Below are 17,490 nucleotides of genomic sequence, written 5' to 3' on the forward strand. Positions count from 1 at the left end.
GCCAATGTCCTTCGCTTTCCATGCCAATTATTCATCCTGAATAATCGAATCTTCGTCCTGAAGATGACCGTTCCTTGGGTCTTTCCTGTTCCGTGTCTGCTCCCTGCTGACAACTTAAGATTATGGCTTCACCATTATTTTCACAACGCTATTTTTCGCTTTTCAGCAATTTCCCGACCGTTCAAGAAACATACATAACCATTAATTTCATACACTTATAACGCAAGCATCCAAATTTCTCAGCGTTCGTTTCTCATAATGCTCACGGCTTTGTAAGAGATCTCGCACAAAGATACGGGACTATTTCCGATTTCAACTCATAAAGCACCATCAATAAAAGGTGACCAAAATCCCACTAATCTGCCACTATTTTACTGTTCACTTCTCCTACCAGCGGTTTTTTCTGGACTATACGACGTTAAACTAGGATATTATGTGGAGATCCACATCACATAACGTTTATTTCTAGCACTACACCAGTCTCGGTCTAATTGCTAACCATCTCCTAGAGGAAGATTGAATGATTTCAAAATGGGCGCAACGCTTTTACCAAATGGCAGAACTAGTTGGCTCTTGGAGTAAAGATCCCTCCACTCAAGTCGGCGCTGTCATCACAAAACAAAACCGCATCGTTTCAGTTGGTTTTAATGGTTACCCTCACGGCATTTCAGACAGTGCAATGACCGATGATAGAGAAATGAAGTATCTAAAAACGCTTCACGCTGAAGAGAATGCGATCTTATTTGCAAAGCGCGATCTGGATGGATGTGAAATTTGGGTGACTCATTTTCCTTGCCCTAACTGTGCGGCAAAGATCATTCAAACCGGTATTTCTGCCGTTCATTGTCCTGAACAAACGCCTGATTTCTTATCTCGCTGGGGAGACAAAATCAAAGTCAGTCAAGAAATGTTCTTACAGGCGGGCGTTAAAGTTAACTGGCTTCCGTTAGATGATTTAAAAGAAATCGAACAGGCGAATTAAAGCGTCACTTTTAAACGTTCAAAAGTATCGAAAAGCTGTTGAGATTTATATGGTTTCGGAAGATAAGCATCCATTCCTGCGTCGAAACAGCTTTGAATTTCTTCAGGTAATACACTCGCGGTTAACGCAATAATTGGCACTTTTTCCTTTCCTTTTTCCTGTTCCCATTGGCGGATTTCTCGCGTCGCGGTTAAACCATCCATAATTGGCATCATGCAGTCCATTAAAATTGCACAGAACCTTTCTTCGGTCTTCACTGCATTGACTGCGTCTAATCCATTGCTCGCAATCACATACTCAATACCGATTTTGTTGAGGAAGAAAGAGGCGATTTTTTGGTTCATTAAGTTATCTTCGACGATTAGCACCTTTTTAACATCAAGAGGAAAAAGCTCTTGTGGGGACTCACTATCACTCATGTCACTGAGCTGATTCCGACTCAACGCGTCTTCTAAGACAGACCTAAATCGGTGGCCCAATAGCGGCAGGGTAACTGAAGCTCCGAGAAGTATGTCTAACTCTGGTTTTGCGTATAAATGATGGTTCATACCGATGATCTGGGCAGAAGGGTATAAGCTTCTAATCTTAGCGACATCTTTGCGCGCGCTTCGACTGCGTTCAGTGCAATATAGAATGAACGGAACATCATTGCCGTTTGAGGACATTTCCTCAACTGAGTGGTATACCTCTAACTCCACTCCGATACGTATACTTTCAGCAACAATCAGCCGTAAATATTGCGAGTCATTGGCAATTAGAACTCCGCGAGCTGATAAATCTAGCCTATACGCTTGTTCGTCACTAATATTCAACGGCAAGGTAATTGAAAAACGGCTTCCTATCCCGATTGTTGATTTGACCTCTATCTTTCCCCCCATGAGCTCCACAAGTTGGCTACAGATGGCTAATCCGAGGCCAGTACCTCCAAAGCGACGGGTAATACTGCCATCCTCCTGGGTGAAAGGTTTAAATATATCGCCAAGCTTATCCTCTGAAATACCGATCCCGTTATCTATCACATGACATTGTAGCTCGCCGAAATGGGTGCCCAGCTCAATGGTCACAACACCATTATGAGTAAACTTGATTGCATTGCTGAGCAGGTTCATAACCACTTGTTTGAAGCGGAAATCATCAATATCGATAGAAGCGGGCAGCGTAGGTGAATAGACAACCTGCAACTCTACTTGCTGTTTAAGCGCATTCGAAGAAACCATACTTAGCGTTTCATACACCATATCTCTTAGATCAACGCTACGAATGGATAGCGCCAAATTACCCGATTCGATTTTAGATAGGTCTAAGATGTCGTTGATGAGTAGCAATAGAGCATGAGATGAGGTGTCCACATCAGTGAGGATCTCTCTCTGCGCCGTAGTGAGGTGACTATCTGAGAGAATCTCTGTCATGCCAATGATGCCATTAAGTGGCGTACGTATTTCATGGGACATGTTGGCAAGAAAAATACTCTTTGCTTTGTTTGCCGCTTCCGCACTCTCTTTGGCTTTGACTAAATTCTTTTTATAGTCTGATTGCTGTTCGATAATATGGTTGAGTTGGTGAGCAAATGATGAAAACTCATCTTTCCCATCTATTGGGATCTGCTCTGCACCATCTTTCTCCTTTAGCTGTCCCATAACACTGATGATCTTGGCCAATTTGGAATTGATCCGGTATATCGTGCTTGTTCCCCAAGCAAACATCACGATAAACACAGAGCACCCTGCAATGGCGATTAACCAGAGACCTTGTTTGGCGCTACGAATACTCTGGTTAAGCTCCTGTCTTAATGTGTTTGAAAAAGCCATCAGTTGGCTCTCGACCGCTTTATTACGTGTATGGATAATTTCAACAAACTCAGAGGGTGGTATACGTTCTCCAGAATGATTTAGTAGCGCCTCTTTCACCACAGAACCACGTTGAAATTCTCTACTGGCAAAAATGTCGAGCAAAGCCTCTACTTGATTAGAACTTGCACCTAAATTAATAAACTTATCTAGGTACAACTGCTGCCTTTCTCGAATACGAAAGTATTCCTCTGCATAATCAGAATATTGCCACTCTAACCATTTAATTTCTTGTGTTAACCATGCTTCTCTTTCCATCCAAAAGTAAAGCCAACTGAGATCAGATAAGACAATATCCAGACTATGAATCAGGGGTGAAGCCTCATGACTTTCAAGACGATGAATTTCGACAAGGAGATCATGGTAAATGGTGTAGATCAACTGCCCTAGTTCGATAGTAGAAGCTTTGTCTGAAGAAAGGAGCTCTGGCAAAAGATATTGAAGCTCTTCAATGTAGCTATTTGCATGGTTCGAAGTTTGAATTCCATGGTGAACATGTTCAGAGGTATGGGCGGTCTGAGCGATAATCAACATTGTTTGTTGCGCCCTCATCACAGCAGAATTAGCGCTTTGGCCGTTTAAACGTCGATTGAATGCAACATAAAGGTGATGGGAAAACTCCGTAAGCAAGCTGATGGTGTCATTCTTCTCACCCACCAGTTGATAGTTATGGAGCCTGCCCTGAAAGTCCTTCGCTAAATTGGCACTGAAGGCAAGAATAGCGAGCGTAGGTATCAGACACAGAATAAATAGTCTACTTTTAATAGACATATTAGTCAGTAACATCCGGACTCATTCCTTGAATCGATTTTGGAGTGTCAAGATGTAAGTCTAGATGATTATTCAACCAGAAGCGTAAGTAATTACACCATTGGTAATTACCAGACTATTATTTATATAACAAAAACAGAAAGTTACATTAATAACAACGTCGACAAGAAAGGATGTTTTGATCAGGCTAGTTCTTACTACACTTCTACTTGGGATGGCTATTCAAGCAAACGCTACAAGCTTTGCTGTTATTACCCTTAATCCAGATATGAAGGCACTGCGCTCAAATCAGGTAAAACTGCTTTATCGCGGTCGCATGTCCCACATAAATGACATGCCTGTTCGTCTCCTTGATCTACCCCGTGATTCCGAAAGTCGTGAAGGCTTCTACCGCAAGCTACTGAATAAATCTCCCACTCAGATGTCTGCTTTATGGGCGCGACAGTCCTTTTCTGGTAAAGCAATCGCACCTGTTGAAGTACCGGAAGAGTCTCTCGAAATCATTCTCCATTGGCTAGAGAACAACGCAAATGGCATTGCGTATGTTCCTGAAGAACTGCTTCCTGAGGACGCCTATGTCATTTATCAGCTCTCGGATTAAACGAACCCGCTTACTTTTGACAATGGTAACTGCGTCAGCACTACCAACGATAAGTAATGGACAGATCGCTCTATCAGATGATTTTCAAATAAGTGGGTTTGGGACTTTCTCTGCCTCTAGAAGCGATAATTCATTGCCGATACTTGCTGGACGAAACATTACCGATGATTGGTGCTTTGACTGTGATACCACCTTAGGTATTCAAGCTGATTGGCAGATCACACAAAAATTTCGCTCGACGGTTCAAGTTGTCAAAAGACCAGAAGACCATTTTTCTTCACCTGAATTAGAACGAGCACTAGTTGAATACAATGCAGGGATGTTTCGCGCCAAAATTGGGCGATTAAGAACCCCTATGTTTATTATGTCTGAGTACTACTATGTCTCTAGCGCCTATCCTTCTTTGCGCTTGCCTCCAGAGGTATACGACAATAACCTTGGACTCACCTACTATGAAGGAATTGCTGCGGATTTCTTGCATGAGTTTGAGAATGGCAACCAAGTTGTCTTTTCTCCCTATATAGCAATTCCCAGAGAAGAACATTTTGAACAATATGGTTCTTCCTTTTCACTGGACATTTCGAGGGCGCTTGGTTTTAGCTCGGAGCTGTTCCATGACGACAATTTACTCCGTATTGCCTACGTCAACTTGGACGCTACAATGACTGGACTGATTGCGTCACCTAAATTCTATAGTCTTGATATTTACGCTTTGGGCGTAAGTCATTACTTTGGACAACTTCATGTACAAGCAGAGACTATGCTCGCTCACGAGCTAAGCTCTGATTGGTACATAAGTTTTGACTATCAATTAGGCAAGATCACGCCCTATATTCAATACGGACAAGCAAGACTGACCAAGGACACAGAAAGCTACTTGCTCGGTTTTCGCTACGATTGGACCCCCCAATTAAACACTTCTATCGAATGGCAACGCTTCTACGGTAGAGAAAACGTGATCAGCGGGCAGTTCACTATGCCGCAAGATCCGACTCAGCCCTTTAGTACCAAAGTCGATCTCTTCTCCATTGGTTTATCGTTTACCTTTTGAGTAGATACAGTGACGAAGATCTATCTGCTAAGACATCACCCATACCGTATTACATAACTTATGTGCTTCAGGTATTTTTCATCACAAATTAAGATTGCTTATTTAAAAATGTCAATAGGCACTACTACCTACAATCTGCAGTGATATCCGCCATAACTGAGTGCAATAACAGCCCAAATGACCTGAATTAATTTTACTAGCAGAATAAGATGTTAGGCCTTACAATCCTGCCGCATAAAAATTACAAAATTAATACATTTCCTCTATTCACTCCCCCTACAGGTGAAATAGAGTCAGTCCCCAAAAAACGTGAAAGGTCCATACAAACAATGAGTCCAGAGAAACACCTCTTAGATTGGCAAACGAGCCAAACGATTGCGGAAACTATTTCTCCCCTTCTAGGTCAACTTTACCGTCACAAAGGCGTCGAAGTTCTACTCTTTGGTAAAACACTGGTTAATGCAGCGACCATCGACATCATTAAAACTCACCGCTTAGCTCGTCGCTATACAGGTACTGCTCTTACTCCAGAGCAAACTCTTCCACTAATCAAAGCGCTTGCTGAAATGGAACTTTCTCCATGCCGCATCGATATCGGTCAACTTGCTCATGAGTTCTGGCAAGGTCGTGACGACTCTCATGGCGTTAAAGACTTCCTTCACACTTCTCTTCTAGGTGCAATGAATGGCGAAACAGTCTCTGAGCCACGTGACGTAGTATTGTATGGATTCGGTCGCATCGGACGCCTATTAACTCGTCTACTTGTTGAAAAGTCTGGCCCAGGCTACCCACTTCGTCTGCGCGCGGTTGTTGTACGTGGCGGTAAGAAAGGTGACCTAGAAAAACGCGCTAGCCTGCTACGTCGTGACTCTGTTCATGGTCAATTCAACGGTAGTATCGTCGTTGATGAAGAGCGCAAGGCGATTATCGCTAACGGTAACTACATTCAGTTTATCTACGCGAATAAACCGGAAGAAGTCGACTACACCAGCTACGGCATCAACAATGCTCTTGTTGTTGATAACACAGGCGTATGGCGTGATGCAGAAGGTCTTGGTCAACATCTAGAGTGTAAAGGCGCTGAAAAAGTACTACTAACTGCACCAGGTAAAGGTGACATCAAGAACGTGGTATTCGGTGTTAACGACAACGTTATCAAAGCCGAAGACAGCATTATTTCTGCGGCAAGCTGTACGACAAATGCTATTACCCCAGTCCTTAAAGCGATTAACGATAAGTTTGGTGTGACATCTGGTCACATTGAAACTGTTCACTCGTTTACTAATGACCAAAACCTGATCGATAACTTCCACTCAGGCGAGCGTCGTGGTCGTAGTGCTTCTTTGAACATGGTTCTAACTGAAACTGGCGCGGCGAAAGCGGTAGCTAAAGCCCTACCAGAGCTAGCGGGCAAGTTAACAGGTAACGCGATCCGTGTACCAACGCCAAACGTATCAATGGCAATTGCTAATCTGAACCTAAAACAGGGTACAGATAAGGAAGAGCTAAATAACTACCTACGCGAAATGGCACTGACGTCTGAACTGTCTGCGCAAATTGATTACACAGAGTCGACTGAAATTGTATCAACTGACTTAGTGGGCTCTCGCTTTGCAGGTGTTGTTGATGGTGCGGCGACTATCGCTCAAGACAGCCGCTGCGTGCTATACATCTGGTATGACAACGAGTTTGGTTACAGCTGTCAGGTTGTTCACTGTATGGAACAAATGATGGGCGTTCGTTACAAGACTTACCCAACAAAATAAGCGCAGGGATTCATTAATCTGGGTAAGCTCAGATTAATTAGCAGAATATCGCCCCGGAGTTTCCGGGGCAAAACTCCACAACACAATACCTATAATAATCCCCCGTAGTTGCCACTTTCTTTTAGAAAGTGGCTTTTTTGTATTCACCTTAAATAGTGTACCTGTTCATGTTTGATTCATTTACCCTAGGTTAATCTAGCCATGTAATTGAGAGGTAATAATTATGAATAGAGTCATTTCTGGTATTCTGGCGTTGTTTATTGGTGTGTTCACCCTTCTGTTTAGCTTGATCATGGTAATTCCATTGACCATTGCAGCGGTCATCACAGGTAAAAAGATTGAGAAATCACTTAAGATGAATCGCTCTGCTTCTTCGCAGAAAAATGATCGCTCGGTACTAGAGGGAGAATATGAAGACGTATCAAAATAAGAAGGAAAAACTAGAATATATGATGCGTAAAAAGACGGCTTTAGCATTTTACTTGGCAGCCGCTGCAACAGCTGTCATGGTTGGCTGTACAACCCAGACTCAAGACCCAGCGTTTGATAAAGCTCAGCGCCTACCTAGCTATTCTCAAAATAGTTTTGAACAGTATGTGGCAGAGACGAAACGGTGGCTTGAACACAACCGTCTGTTCATGACAGAGGATAAATCCACCGAACTTAACATGGTGCTGCCAAAAGAGTACCGACCAGAAAACCCAAACGGTCAGGGTGTATTGCTGGTACACGGTTTAGGTGACTCTCCCTACTCTTTCACTGACGTCGCCACTCATCTCGCTAAGCAAGGCTACTTGGTGAGAACTATATTACTTCCTGGACATGCGAGTAAAGTTGGCGATCTTCAACTCCCTACACTAGAAGACTGGCAAGGTGTCGTCAGCCATCACATTGCACTGCTAAAGAAAGACACCAGCTCAATATGGCTGGGAGGTTATTCTACGGGCGCTAATCTAGTGACTGCCGAAGCGTTAAACGATGAGACTGTCAACGGTTTGCTACTTTTCTCCCCTGCGCTGCAACCTTACTCTGATTCCGTTAAGTATGCCGAACTGGCGAGCTATTTCATTACATGGGCAGACCAAGATCCTGAGGACAACCCGCTCAGATACAACTCTCTGCCAATGAGCGCAGCTGCAGTTTATTACCAAACCTCCTCTGAGGTGCGCGAGCAACTGTCTACTAAAGAGTATCTGAAGCCAGTATTTATGATGATGAGTGAGGGCGATAAAGTCGTTAGTACTCAGTTTGCCATCGAAACTTTCAGCCAAAAGATGCCGAATCCTAAAGGGCACATCGTCTGGCAAGGTGAAGATGACCTAACAGAGCCTCGCTCGACCAGATTCAGCATGAACTTACCCGAGCAACGCATTTCAAACGGCTCACACATGGGACTCCTTTTCTCCCCTGACAACCCCAACTACGGCGTAAACGGTAGCAACACCATCTGTAGTAATGGACAAGGAGAAGACAACGAAGCACGTTGCTTATCTGGCGATACAACGTGGTACTCCGCTTGGGGATACACTGAGCCTAATAAAATCCATGCAAGACTGACTTACAACCCATACTTTGAACAAAGTATGCAAATAATGGATAAAGTAATGGCTACTCCATCTTCATAACCTCTTTAAGCCCGATTTAATCGGGCTTTTTGCTCTCTGACCGTGCTCAAAATAAACAATAAGAACTAAACTCTAATAGTTGTTGCAGATAATTAACCAGTTTGTTATTTAATATTAAACCACATACAACAATAACAACTAAGGATTGACAGATGAGCAATGGTCAACGCGATATTACTTTACGTTTTCTAGCAGAACCGGGAGATGTGAACTTTGGGGGGAAAGTCCACGGCGGCGCCGTGATGAAATGGATCGACTTGGCAGCCTACGCCAACGCAGCGGCATGGAGTGGTAAATACTGTATTACCGCCTATGCGGGTGGGATTCGTTTTGTGGCCCCAATTCATGTCGGAAACCTTGTCGAAGTAAGCGCTAAGGTCATCTATACCGGTAGGAGCTCAATGCATATCGCCATTGACGTTCAAGCAAGTGACCCAAAAGAGATGAACAATCGCTTAACAACTCACTGCATTGTCATTATGGTTGCGGTCGATGAGAACGGCACCCCGACCTCTGTTCCAGAATGGATTCCAGAAACGCCAGAAGATATTGAATTGCGCGACTCAGCAATCCGTCTAATGAACATGCGTAAAGAGATTGGAGAAGAAATGGAAGCGCACGTTAAGTATCTAAAATAGTGAGCTTTCTGCCAAACTGGAGGCCAAGTGCCTCCATTTAAGAACTAGTCACCGTAACGCCACATTTCTGTCATTTTTCCTTCATCTTGATTTGATTAAATCCGCTGACTAAATCAAACATTGCGTATGAAGGAACGTCTCTTGGAACTCAACGAAACCACTTTGAGTGAAACTACATTGTCAAACTTGAAAGCTGTTGAGTACCAGTGGGTTCGTACCATGTATGTTGAAGGTTATGGTGAAGATGAGATCAATCACTATATCCGCACCTGCTTTGGCGGCGACGATACCTTTGCGGATCTATTTCGAAAAGTCGCCCTCTCTCAAGAAAGCATCTACGTGCTTCTGCAATATCTTGGCTGTGCGCCTTCTAGTCGAGAGCTGTAGACAACCTCAGTGTTTATCTGCCGATCCAAAGTCTATAAAAATCGCTATAACCCGTATTTCTAACTTGCACTCCACGAACTTGCTCTGTCCTTACTACAGTTTCTCCTCCTGAGAAGAGAGGTAGATAGACATAACCAGAACGTAAGCTTTGCTCGATTTTCATCAATTCACCAAATGGAAACCTACTGCCTACCGCTCTGCGAATACTAGCGTGATGCTTCTTCATCTGCACTTTATTGAAACCAAATCGCAGGCCAGTTGCAATACACAACCACTCATATACTCCATAATCTATCGGCATTTCAATCACGTCTTCAATAAGTAAAAGATCAGCCGTATCAGAGACGCTTTGTGGCTCGCTAATGTTTGGTACGGTCACAACTTCTAACTCCAGCCCCGTTGAACGAATAACTTCATGTAACCATTCTGCATTACGAGCTAGGATTGGAATTGTCCACACGGGCTCAGCAAGAACTACTTTCCCAGTCAGTATCGGAATTTCTTGCACCTTCAAACAGGGAGATGCTTGTTTAAGACAAACATTATCAACCGCCCGAGGTAAATCGAACAGTTTCTTTTGCTCGTCAATATAGCCTGCCAGCGTAGCCCATTGTTCAGTGGATATTTCAGAATTACGTCTACTCTTGTACGTCAAATATGAAATTGCACTTATCCTTTGCTCTTCAACTGTTTCCGACTCTAGATTAAAGCTAAGTGAATTCAAACCAGAAAACTCTGAGTAAGAAAGTGTCAACTTCTCCAATAACGCTCGAGTAGCGAAGTATTCTTTATGCGCCGTCAGCTTTATGCTTTCATCGCACCAGTCTTCTATTTTAAAAGGGCCAGTTCCAATGTGGTAACACGTTCCGCCTCTAAAATACCGCTTATCTCTACAAACAATTGAGGCATTCGGCATTGCAAGCATATAAGGGAACAAGTAGTTAGTGTAGTGCAGAGTAATCTCGATACACTCAGGGGAGATAATTTCAATGCTATCAACACAGCTCCATAGCTCTTTAACTGGTCCATCAATTTCCATTAAACGTTTCAAGCTCCATGCAACATCTTGAGTCTGCAGCAACTCCCCATCATGGCGGTAGACCTCAGGTCTTAACCACAAATGAACAGTTCTACCTTCAACAGACCAGTCGTGAGCTAATGAAGGTTTAAGGTTGCCTTTGCTATCTTGTTTCAACAAGACATCGTAGATACTTTTAGCAACATGGAGCTCTGTATGACGAAAAGTTTTGGCGGGGTCTACTGTATCGACCCATGGGTAAGATGAAATCAATACTGAATTCGTGGATTCATTTTCATGACTCGTGATTTCAGTTGCAACAGAAAGAGCTCTGATAGCGACTTTACCGTACATTTCTATAAGCTTCCCCACCAAACTCAGTCTTCCTTTCCCAAGTTCACTAATTAGGAACTCAGTGAGAGCTTGATGAAGTGAAGTCGTGACTTTAAGGCTGCTGGCGTTACTCCTTCCAATAGCAGGGACCCACTCTATCCAGCCTAGTTTGGCAAGTTTTTTCATAACGATTGATACGTTACGTCTCGATGTACAAAGTACTGACTCAAGCTCATCTAGAGATACAGAATAACTTTGATGAAGTTCATACTGTTTCAACAATAGATCTAGATGCCTGATATTTACATCACTCACAATCTACCCAATACAGTTGCTTTACATTCAAAGGTAGCATAAGGACAAGAGCTAGCTCTTGTCCCTGTGTTCGTTTGCACTTAGAAGTGATAGCTAACACCCAAAGAGAACACATTGATCTCAGCATCGATGCTTACTGTGTTAGCGCCGACTTTGATTAAATCCAGCTCAGGGTTCATGTAATCCCACTCAGCTAGAAGGTGAACATTAGGAGACAATTCAAATTCTGCACCTAGACCAAATTTACCCGTTACTGTTTCATCTGATAGTGTGTAGTAGCTTGTTTTAAACTCAGCTCCAAAGTACGCGAAACCGCCTTTAGCAAACACTTTGAATTTCTCACCTACTGGTAACATTGCTTTCGCTTGAACAGCCGCAAATTTCATGTCACCTACAGAAACCGTCTGGCCATCTAGTGCGTCATAACCACCGATTGAACCTTCAACGGCTATATACTGATTAAACTCATAGCCACCGAATATTTTGATAGCTGGGCTATCATCATCAGAAACCTCAATTCGTTCACTCGTCGAGTAAATCGAAGTATTGACATTTCCATTGATATTATCAAATGTAGCTTGACCTGCTGTAGCACCGATGTATGAGTTTGCGTTCGCTGCAGAGCATGCAACTAGTAAAGTTGCTGCCAGTATGGTTCTATTAAACATGTATTTAACTGCCTATATTTACTATTTATATTGTCTGAATCGCGCATCCTTAAGCAACCAATGTGTTCCTTTTCATTGGTTTTCGAAACGAGACGATAGTAATCAACGGTTAATAGCTAAAACATGTAAAACTTTGTCATATTTTTTCTATAAAACATCACATTCCCTCAAAACTAAACACATGTGACGGTGCCCTGCTATTAGGTTCAAGGGGTAATCAGTAACAAAATGAGCAATCGCGCACGGGAATGTAACTTAACCCCTTATTGCACAAGTGTTTGTACAATGCCTCGCATACCTTATTTAGATATCTATTGAGACACGAAAAAGTTCTTATAATCGAGAGGATTGAGGATGTAAGACATAAAAAAACCCGGGACAAAGCCGGGTTATGGTTACAAAAACTGTTAGTAGTGAAATAGTAAGGAATCTAGCTAACAGCCAGCTATGCGTAACGCCAGTTCTGCTCTCGACTTAACTGATCGGCGGCCAAACCAAAATTGTTAAGCTGAGAAACAAAATGGGCGACCTCGCGGTCGCCCTTATCGTTCTTATTAACCTTTCACACCACCAGCGGTCAATCCTCCGACCAACCAGCGCTGTGCAAGCAAGAATACGACAGTTATTGGTAATGCAGATAATACTGCTGCTGCGGCAAAATCGCCCCACAGATAGTTCTGAGGGTATAGATACTGCTGCATACCAACCGCTAATGTATATGAGTTTACATCAGAAAGTAGTAAAGATGCTACTGGAACTTCACCCACCACACCGATGAACGACAGAATGAACACGACAGCAAGGATTGGCACTGACAGTGGTAGTAGTACCAATCTGAATGCTTGCCAAGGCGTCGCGCCATCTAACGCTGCAGCCTCTTCTAGCGAGTTGTCAATCGTTTCAAAGTAGCCTTTAATCGTCCATACGTGCAGAGCGATACCACCCAAGTAAGAGAAAATCAGACCGCCATGCGTATTCAAACCAAGGAATGGAATGTACTGACCTAGCTTATCGAATAGGGCATAAAGTGCTACCAGCGCTAGTACCGCAGGGAACATTTGGAAAATCATCATCGCTTTCAGGATGGTGTCTTTACCTTTGAAGCGCATACGAGCAAACGCGTATGCAGAAGTCGTAGACAGCGCAACGATAAGAATCGAGCTAATGCCTGCCACTTTCACTGAGTTCCATAACCAAGTTAATACAGGGAATGGCGGCGGCGTTACACTGCCATCTGCATTCGTCACCGAAAATCCAAGCGCCAGTTTCCAGTGCTCTAATGAAGGATTATCAGGAATAATGCTACCCGTTGCGAAGTTACCTTCACGGAACGAAATTGCAATTACCATCAACAGTGGGAAGATGATTGACGCTAGGAACACCCACATAGCAATATGCGTTGCCCATACACGGTATTTAAGTGATTTACCTTGTACCATTGCCATTGGAATCTCTCCTTAATCCTGAGACAGCTTAGTAAAACGTAGGTTGATTAGGGCAAGCGCACCAACCAATAGGAAGATAAGCGTTGCAATCGCACTTGCTAGACCGAAGTCTTGGCCACCAGCACCTTCAAACGCAATGCGGTAGGTGTAGCTTACAAGTAGGTCTGTGTAACCCGCAGGCTCAGAAGTACCAATCATGTTTGGACCACCTTGAGTCAGAAGCTGAATCAATACGAAGTTGTTAAAGTTGAATGCGAAACTTGCGATAAGCAGCGGAGTAAGCGGCTTAATCATCAAAGGCATGGTGATCTTGCGGAAGTTGTCGATGAAGTTCGCACCATCGATGGCAGACGCTTCATACAGATCTTCTGGAATCGCTTTTAGCAAACCCATACACAGAATCATCATGTAAGGGAAACCTAGCCATACGTTGACAATCAGCACCATGCTCTTAGCCATGATTGGGTCAGAGAACCAAGCTGGGCTAATGCCAAATAGTGCCTCTAGCATCATGTTGATCTCACCAAAGCTTTGGTTAAACAAACCTTTGAAGATCAGAATCGAAATAAACGCAGGTACCGCATAAGGAAGAATCAGTAGTACGCGGTAAATCGCACGACCTTTCAGCTCTTCCCACTGCACAACACTCGCAAGTACCAGACCGATTACCACGGTTAGACCAACGGTTAATGCAGAGAATAATACCGTCCAGATAAAGATGCTGATGAATGGTTCTTTGATACCATCATCTTTCCACACACGCTCAAAGTTGTGGGTACCGATATCAACGATAAAGCCAGGTGAAACTGTCGAGCCAACAAACTGACCCTGTTCGTCGACTGGTTGATAGAAGCCTACTTCCATATTAGGACGCAAGTATTCTTGTGTACGATTGTTAAAGATCGTCTCACCATCATCTTGAAGAGTGTATAGAGGCACAACCGCAGCGAACTTACGTAGGCCGCTCATGCGAATGTCTTCACCCGACGGTAGGTGCAGATCTAAACCACCTAGCGCATTTTTGTTTTTGATGATGGTTTTGATTTTTTCTTTCTCGCCCGCTACTGAGTCAACTGGAGCTAAGTCCATATCTGACGCTGATAGGGTGGCAAGGTTGAAAGTATCAGTTGCTAGCAGTTGATCGCCTTTCTTAACAGCAAGGCGGTGGCCATTATCTGTTTTGTACAGAGTAAATGGGTAGCTATCGCCGCTTTGGAAAGTACGGTCCATTAAAACCGACTGAGCACGTTCAAAGGAAAGTTGGTTTTTCGCACTGTAGTTTGTGAAGGCAAGACCGACGGTATACGCAAGTGGGAACAGGATGAACAAAATCATGCCCGCAATACCAGGGTAGATGTAACGGTGTGCGTAGGTCTTTTTACTACCGAAAATAAATAACGCGAGTGCGGTTAAGATTAGGGTCAGAATGGCAAAGGCCATCTCACCGCGAGAATACATAAGAATTGTGGCGTATCCATTAATGATACCCACAGAGCCCAGTAAGCCCCATTTAATGAATACACTTTTACTTGATGGCAAGCTCGTTGTTGTAGACGCCATCGCATCTGTACCTTGAACTGACTGCATAAAAGAACCTGCTAGCGATAATAAAACTTGAAAATGAAGGAGGGGTTACCCCCTCCTTAAAAGGGTAGAACTTAATTATTTAGTCATTTGTTTTTCTGCATCTGCAAGTGCTGCATCTACAGTTTGACGACCATCAACGATGTTGATGATTGCGTTTTTCGCGCTGCCCCAGAATGCGTTCATCTGAGGGATGTTTGGCATGATTTCGCCGTTCATCGCGTTATCCATTGTCGCTGCAATGCGCTTGTCTGCATCTAGCTCACGTTGGAAAGAGTTAAGCGCTACTGCACCTAGTGGCTTGTCATCGTTAACTTTGCGTAGACCGTCGTTAGTCAGTAGGTAGTTCTCGATGAACTCAACCGCTAGATCTTTGTTTGGAGAAGCTGTGCTGATACCCGCCGTTAGTACTCCAACGAATGGCTTAGAAGACTGACCGTTAAACTTAGGTAGAGTTGTTACACCGTAGTTGATACCAGATTTCTCAATGTTACCCCATGCCCAAGGGCCGTTGATTGTCATCGCAGTCTTACCTTGGTTGAACGCAGACTCAGAAACTGAGTAGTCCATGTCTGAAGAGATAACGCCTTTATCAACTAGACCTTTCACAAAGTTCATTGCATCTTTAACGCCGTCGTTTGCGATACCTGCATCTTTCACGTCGTAACCTGCTGCGCCGTATTTGAACGCGTAACCACCGTCAGCTGCCATTAGCGGCCAAGTGAAGTACGGTTCTTTTAGGTTCCACATGATTGCAGATTTACCGTCTTTCTTAAGTTGTGCGTCTAGCTCAGCAACTTCTTCCCAGCTCTTAGGTGGGTTAGGTACTAGATCTTTGTTGTAGATTAGCGATAGAGATTCTACTGCTACTGGGTAGCCGATAATTTTGCCATCGTATTTAACTGCGTCCCAAGCGAAGTCTACAATGCCTTCTTTGATTTCTGCAGATGGTTTGATCTCAGCTAGAAGACCTGCTTCAGCGTAACCACCAAAACGGTCGTGAGCCCAGAACACAATATCAGGACCGTCACCAGTCGCTGCTGTTTGAGGGAATTTGTCTTGAAGCGCATCAGGGTGAGCAACTGTCACTTTAATACCTGTGTCTTCTTCAAATTGTTTACCTACTTCAGCAAGTCCGTTGTAGCCTTTATCGCCGTTGATCCAGATAGTTAATTGACCTTCTTCGATAGCAGCATTTGCACCAAAAGAGCCAAGAGCAACAAGTGTTCCTAGTGCTACTGTGCTTAGGGCATTTTTCATGTTCATATCCTTTTTATATTTGTGTTGTAGGGCTCCACCAGAGGTTTCGCCGTATTTCAGCACTTATTTTCAGCCAAACTGACAAAAGGCTCATCCTCCTACTCCCTACGCCCTCGCTATTATGGACTATTTTCGTGATCATCATCGTTACAGGTTGGTGACCAAAGTCTCAAAACAATCTCTTTGTGTGATCGATTTCAATGTAATCAAACGGAAATATTTGAACTCCGTCTCGCTACGCCTTCTGCGCCCTTTGGTACCTCCTCCCCTCCTACTACCCCTACAAAAAATCGGATTAGGAGGATGTAGTAGAGGGGTGAAAACAGCAAACTACAGCCATCCAAGAGTGGATGGTAAGAACCCTTTCCAGTAACACGTGTTTCATGGTGACTGGTTACAATGCCGCTAGGGTTTGCAAATGAGTGCACAAGTCACGTAGGTATTCAGGAAACTGATTCGTTCGGGGGAGAAGCTTGTGTCACACGGGGGAAAGCAAACCTGAATTTGGCTTGGTGGGTGATGTGAGGAACTCCTTCACCCATATTTTCTTACATTCTGTTATATAGAATCCATTCCTTACCAAATTCCTACTATTATTGCCTGCTCCATAATTCATATAATGATAGGCAGTAAAATATAAAAAATTGATCGAGGGCGAGCTAGATGGCGAGTGTCACGTTAAAAAATGTATGTAAAGCTTACGGTGACGTACTAATTTCCAAGAATGTTGATTTAGAAATCAAAGAAGGTGAGTTTGTTGTCTTTGTTGGTCCATCAGGTTGTGGTAAATCAACACTATTACGTTGTATTGCAGGCCTAGAAGACATCACATCAGGTGATCTCTACATTGGTGATGAGCACATGAATGATGTTGAGCCATCCAAACGTGGTGTTGGTATGGTGTTCCAATCTTACGCTCTTTACCCTCACTTAAACCTATACGACAACATGTCTTTTGGCCTTAAGCTGGCAAAAGCCGACAAAGGTGAAATCAGTAAGCGTGTTGAACATGCCGCTGAAATCCTACAATTGAGCCACCTTCTTGAGCGCCAACCTAAAGCGCTATCAGGTGGTCAGCGTCAGCGTGTTGCGATTGGTCGTACGCTGGTTTCACAGCCAAATGTGTTCCTACTTGATGAGCCGCTATCCAACCTTGATGCCGCCCTTCGTGTACAAATGCGCTCTGAAATCACTAAGCT

Annotated in this window: 15 protein-coding genes; 9 read left to right on the forward strand and 6 right to left on the reverse strand. The window is 43.6% G+C overall.

Annotated features, from left to right (window positions below):
- The first annotated feature begins 520 nt into the window (after nucleotides 1-520).
- The gene (locus tag AC6R00_RS10580; RefSeq protein ID WP_004745093.1) at nucleotides 521-982 is read left to right on the forward strand and encodes a dCMP deaminase family protein; all 462 of its coding nucleotides are present in this window, start codon (nucleotides 521-523) and stop codon (nucleotides 980-982) included.
- Here AC6R00_RS10580 and AC6R00_RS10585 read toward each other — a convergent pair.
- Nucleotides 979-3,615: a hybrid sensor histidine kinase/response regulator gene (locus tag AC6R00_RS10585; RefSeq protein WP_500640397.1), complete on the reverse strand. Its 2,637-nt coding sequence runs from the start codon at nucleotides 3,613-3,615 to the stop codon at nucleotides 979-981. The genes AC6R00_RS10580 and AC6R00_RS10585 overlap by 4 nt on opposite strands.
- A 163-nt stretch (nucleotides 3,616-3,778) precedes the next feature.
- Here AC6R00_RS10585 and AC6R00_RS10590 point away from each other — a divergent pair, with 163 nt between their 5' ends.
- The 7 genes from AC6R00_RS10590 to AC6R00_RS10620 all read left to right on the forward strand — a co-directional run bounded on the left by AC6R00_RS10590 (nucleotide 3,779) and on the right by AC6R00_RS10620 (nucleotide 9,668).
- Nucleotides 3,779-4,201 carry a hypothetical protein gene (locus tag AC6R00_RS10590; protein ID WP_500640398.1) on the forward strand — a complete coding sequence of 141 codons (423 nt, stop codon included), beginning with the start codon at nucleotides 3,779-3,781 and terminating at the stop codon, nucleotides 4,199-4,201.
- A gap of 22 nt (nucleotides 4,202-4,223) precedes the next feature.
- Nucleotides 4,224-5,252 carry a sulfate ABC transporter permease gene (locus AC6R00_RS10595; RefSeq protein ID WP_500640410.1) on the forward strand — a complete coding sequence of 343 codons (1,029 nt, stop codon included), beginning with the start codon at nucleotides 4,224-4,226 and terminating at the stop codon, nucleotides 5,250-5,252.
- 329 nt (nucleotides 5,253-5,581) lie between these two features.
- Nucleotides 5,582-7,018 (forward strand): glyceraldehyde-3-phosphate dehydrogenase, encoded by a 1,437-nt coding sequence (locus AC6R00_RS10600; RefSeq protein ID WP_171319974.1) that lies wholly within the window; start codon nucleotides 5,582-5,584, stop codon nucleotides 7,016-7,018.
- Between the two features lie 223 nt (nucleotides 7,019-7,241).
- Nucleotides 7,242-7,448: a hypothetical protein gene (locus tag AC6R00_RS10605; RefSeq protein ID WP_500640399.1), complete on the forward strand. Its 207-nt coding sequence runs from the start codon at nucleotides 7,242-7,244 to the stop codon at nucleotides 7,446-7,448.
- Nucleotides 7,429-8,643: an alpha/beta hydrolase gene (locus AC6R00_RS10610; RefSeq protein ID WP_500640400.1), complete on the forward strand. Its 1,215-nt coding sequence runs from the start codon at nucleotides 7,429-7,431 to the stop codon at nucleotides 8,641-8,643. The genes AC6R00_RS10605 and AC6R00_RS10610 overlap by 20 nt, the downstream gene beginning before the upstream one ends.
- Before the next feature lie 152 nt (nucleotides 8,644-8,795).
- Complete coding sequence (locus tag AC6R00_RS10615; protein ID WP_004744597.1) at nucleotides 8,796-9,281, forward strand: acyl-CoA thioesterase; 486 nt, start codon at nucleotides 8,796-8,798, stop codon at nucleotides 9,279-9,281.
- A gap of 141 nt (nucleotides 9,282-9,422) precedes the next feature.
- Nucleotides 9,423-9,668: a hypothetical protein gene (locus AC6R00_RS10620; protein ID WP_004744596.1), complete on the forward strand. Its 246-nt coding sequence runs from the start codon at nucleotides 9,423-9,425 to the stop codon at nucleotides 9,666-9,668.
- 13 nt (nucleotides 9,669-9,681) lie between these two features.
- Here the strand turns inward: AC6R00_RS10620 and AC6R00_RS10625 are convergent, their stop codons facing one another.
- The 5 genes from AC6R00_RS10625 to malE form a co-directional block, all read right to left on the reverse strand.
- Nucleotides 9,682-11,334, reverse strand: a complete 1,653-nt coding sequence (locus AC6R00_RS10625; protein ID WP_500640401.1) for an ABC transporter substrate-binding protein — start codon at nucleotides 11,332-11,334, stop codon at nucleotides 9,682-9,684.
- Nucleotides 11,335-11,414: 80 nt separating this feature from the next.
- Nucleotides 11,415-12,002 (reverse strand): outer membrane beta-barrel protein, encoded by a 588-nt coding sequence (locus AC6R00_RS10630; protein ID WP_171381174.1) that lies wholly within the window; start codon nucleotides 12,000-12,002, stop codon nucleotides 11,415-11,417.
- A gap of 554 nt (nucleotides 12,003-12,556) precedes the next feature.
- Nucleotides 12,557-13,447: a maltose ABC transporter permease MalG gene (gene malG / locus AC6R00_RS10635; protein ID WP_069668394.1), complete on the reverse strand. Its 891-nt coding sequence runs from the start codon at nucleotides 13,445-13,447 to the stop codon at nucleotides 12,557-12,559.
- Between the two features lie 12 nt (nucleotides 13,448-13,459).
- Entirely contained in the window at nucleotides 13,460-15,034 is a 1,575-nt protein-coding gene (gene malF / locus AC6R00_RS10640) for a maltose ABC transporter permease MalF (protein WP_239824804.1), read from the reverse strand.
- 75 nt (nucleotides 15,035-15,109) lie between these two features.
- On the reverse strand, nucleotides 15,110-16,291 hold the full coding sequence (gene malE / locus AC6R00_RS10645; protein ID WP_038197783.1) for a maltose/maltodextrin ABC transporter substrate-binding protein MalE: 1,182 nt from the start codon (nucleotides 16,289-16,291) through the stop codon (nucleotides 15,110-15,112).
- Nucleotides 16,292-16,954: 663 nt separating this feature from the next.
- Here malE and AC6R00_RS10650 point away from each other — a divergent pair.
- Nucleotides 16,955-17,490: ATP-binding cassette domain-containing protein (locus AC6R00_RS10650; protein ID WP_500640402.1), on the forward strand; the 536-nt coding region annotated here is incomplete at its 3' end.

Source organism: Vibrio sp. R10-SF1-ISO8, from assembly GCF_059833805.1.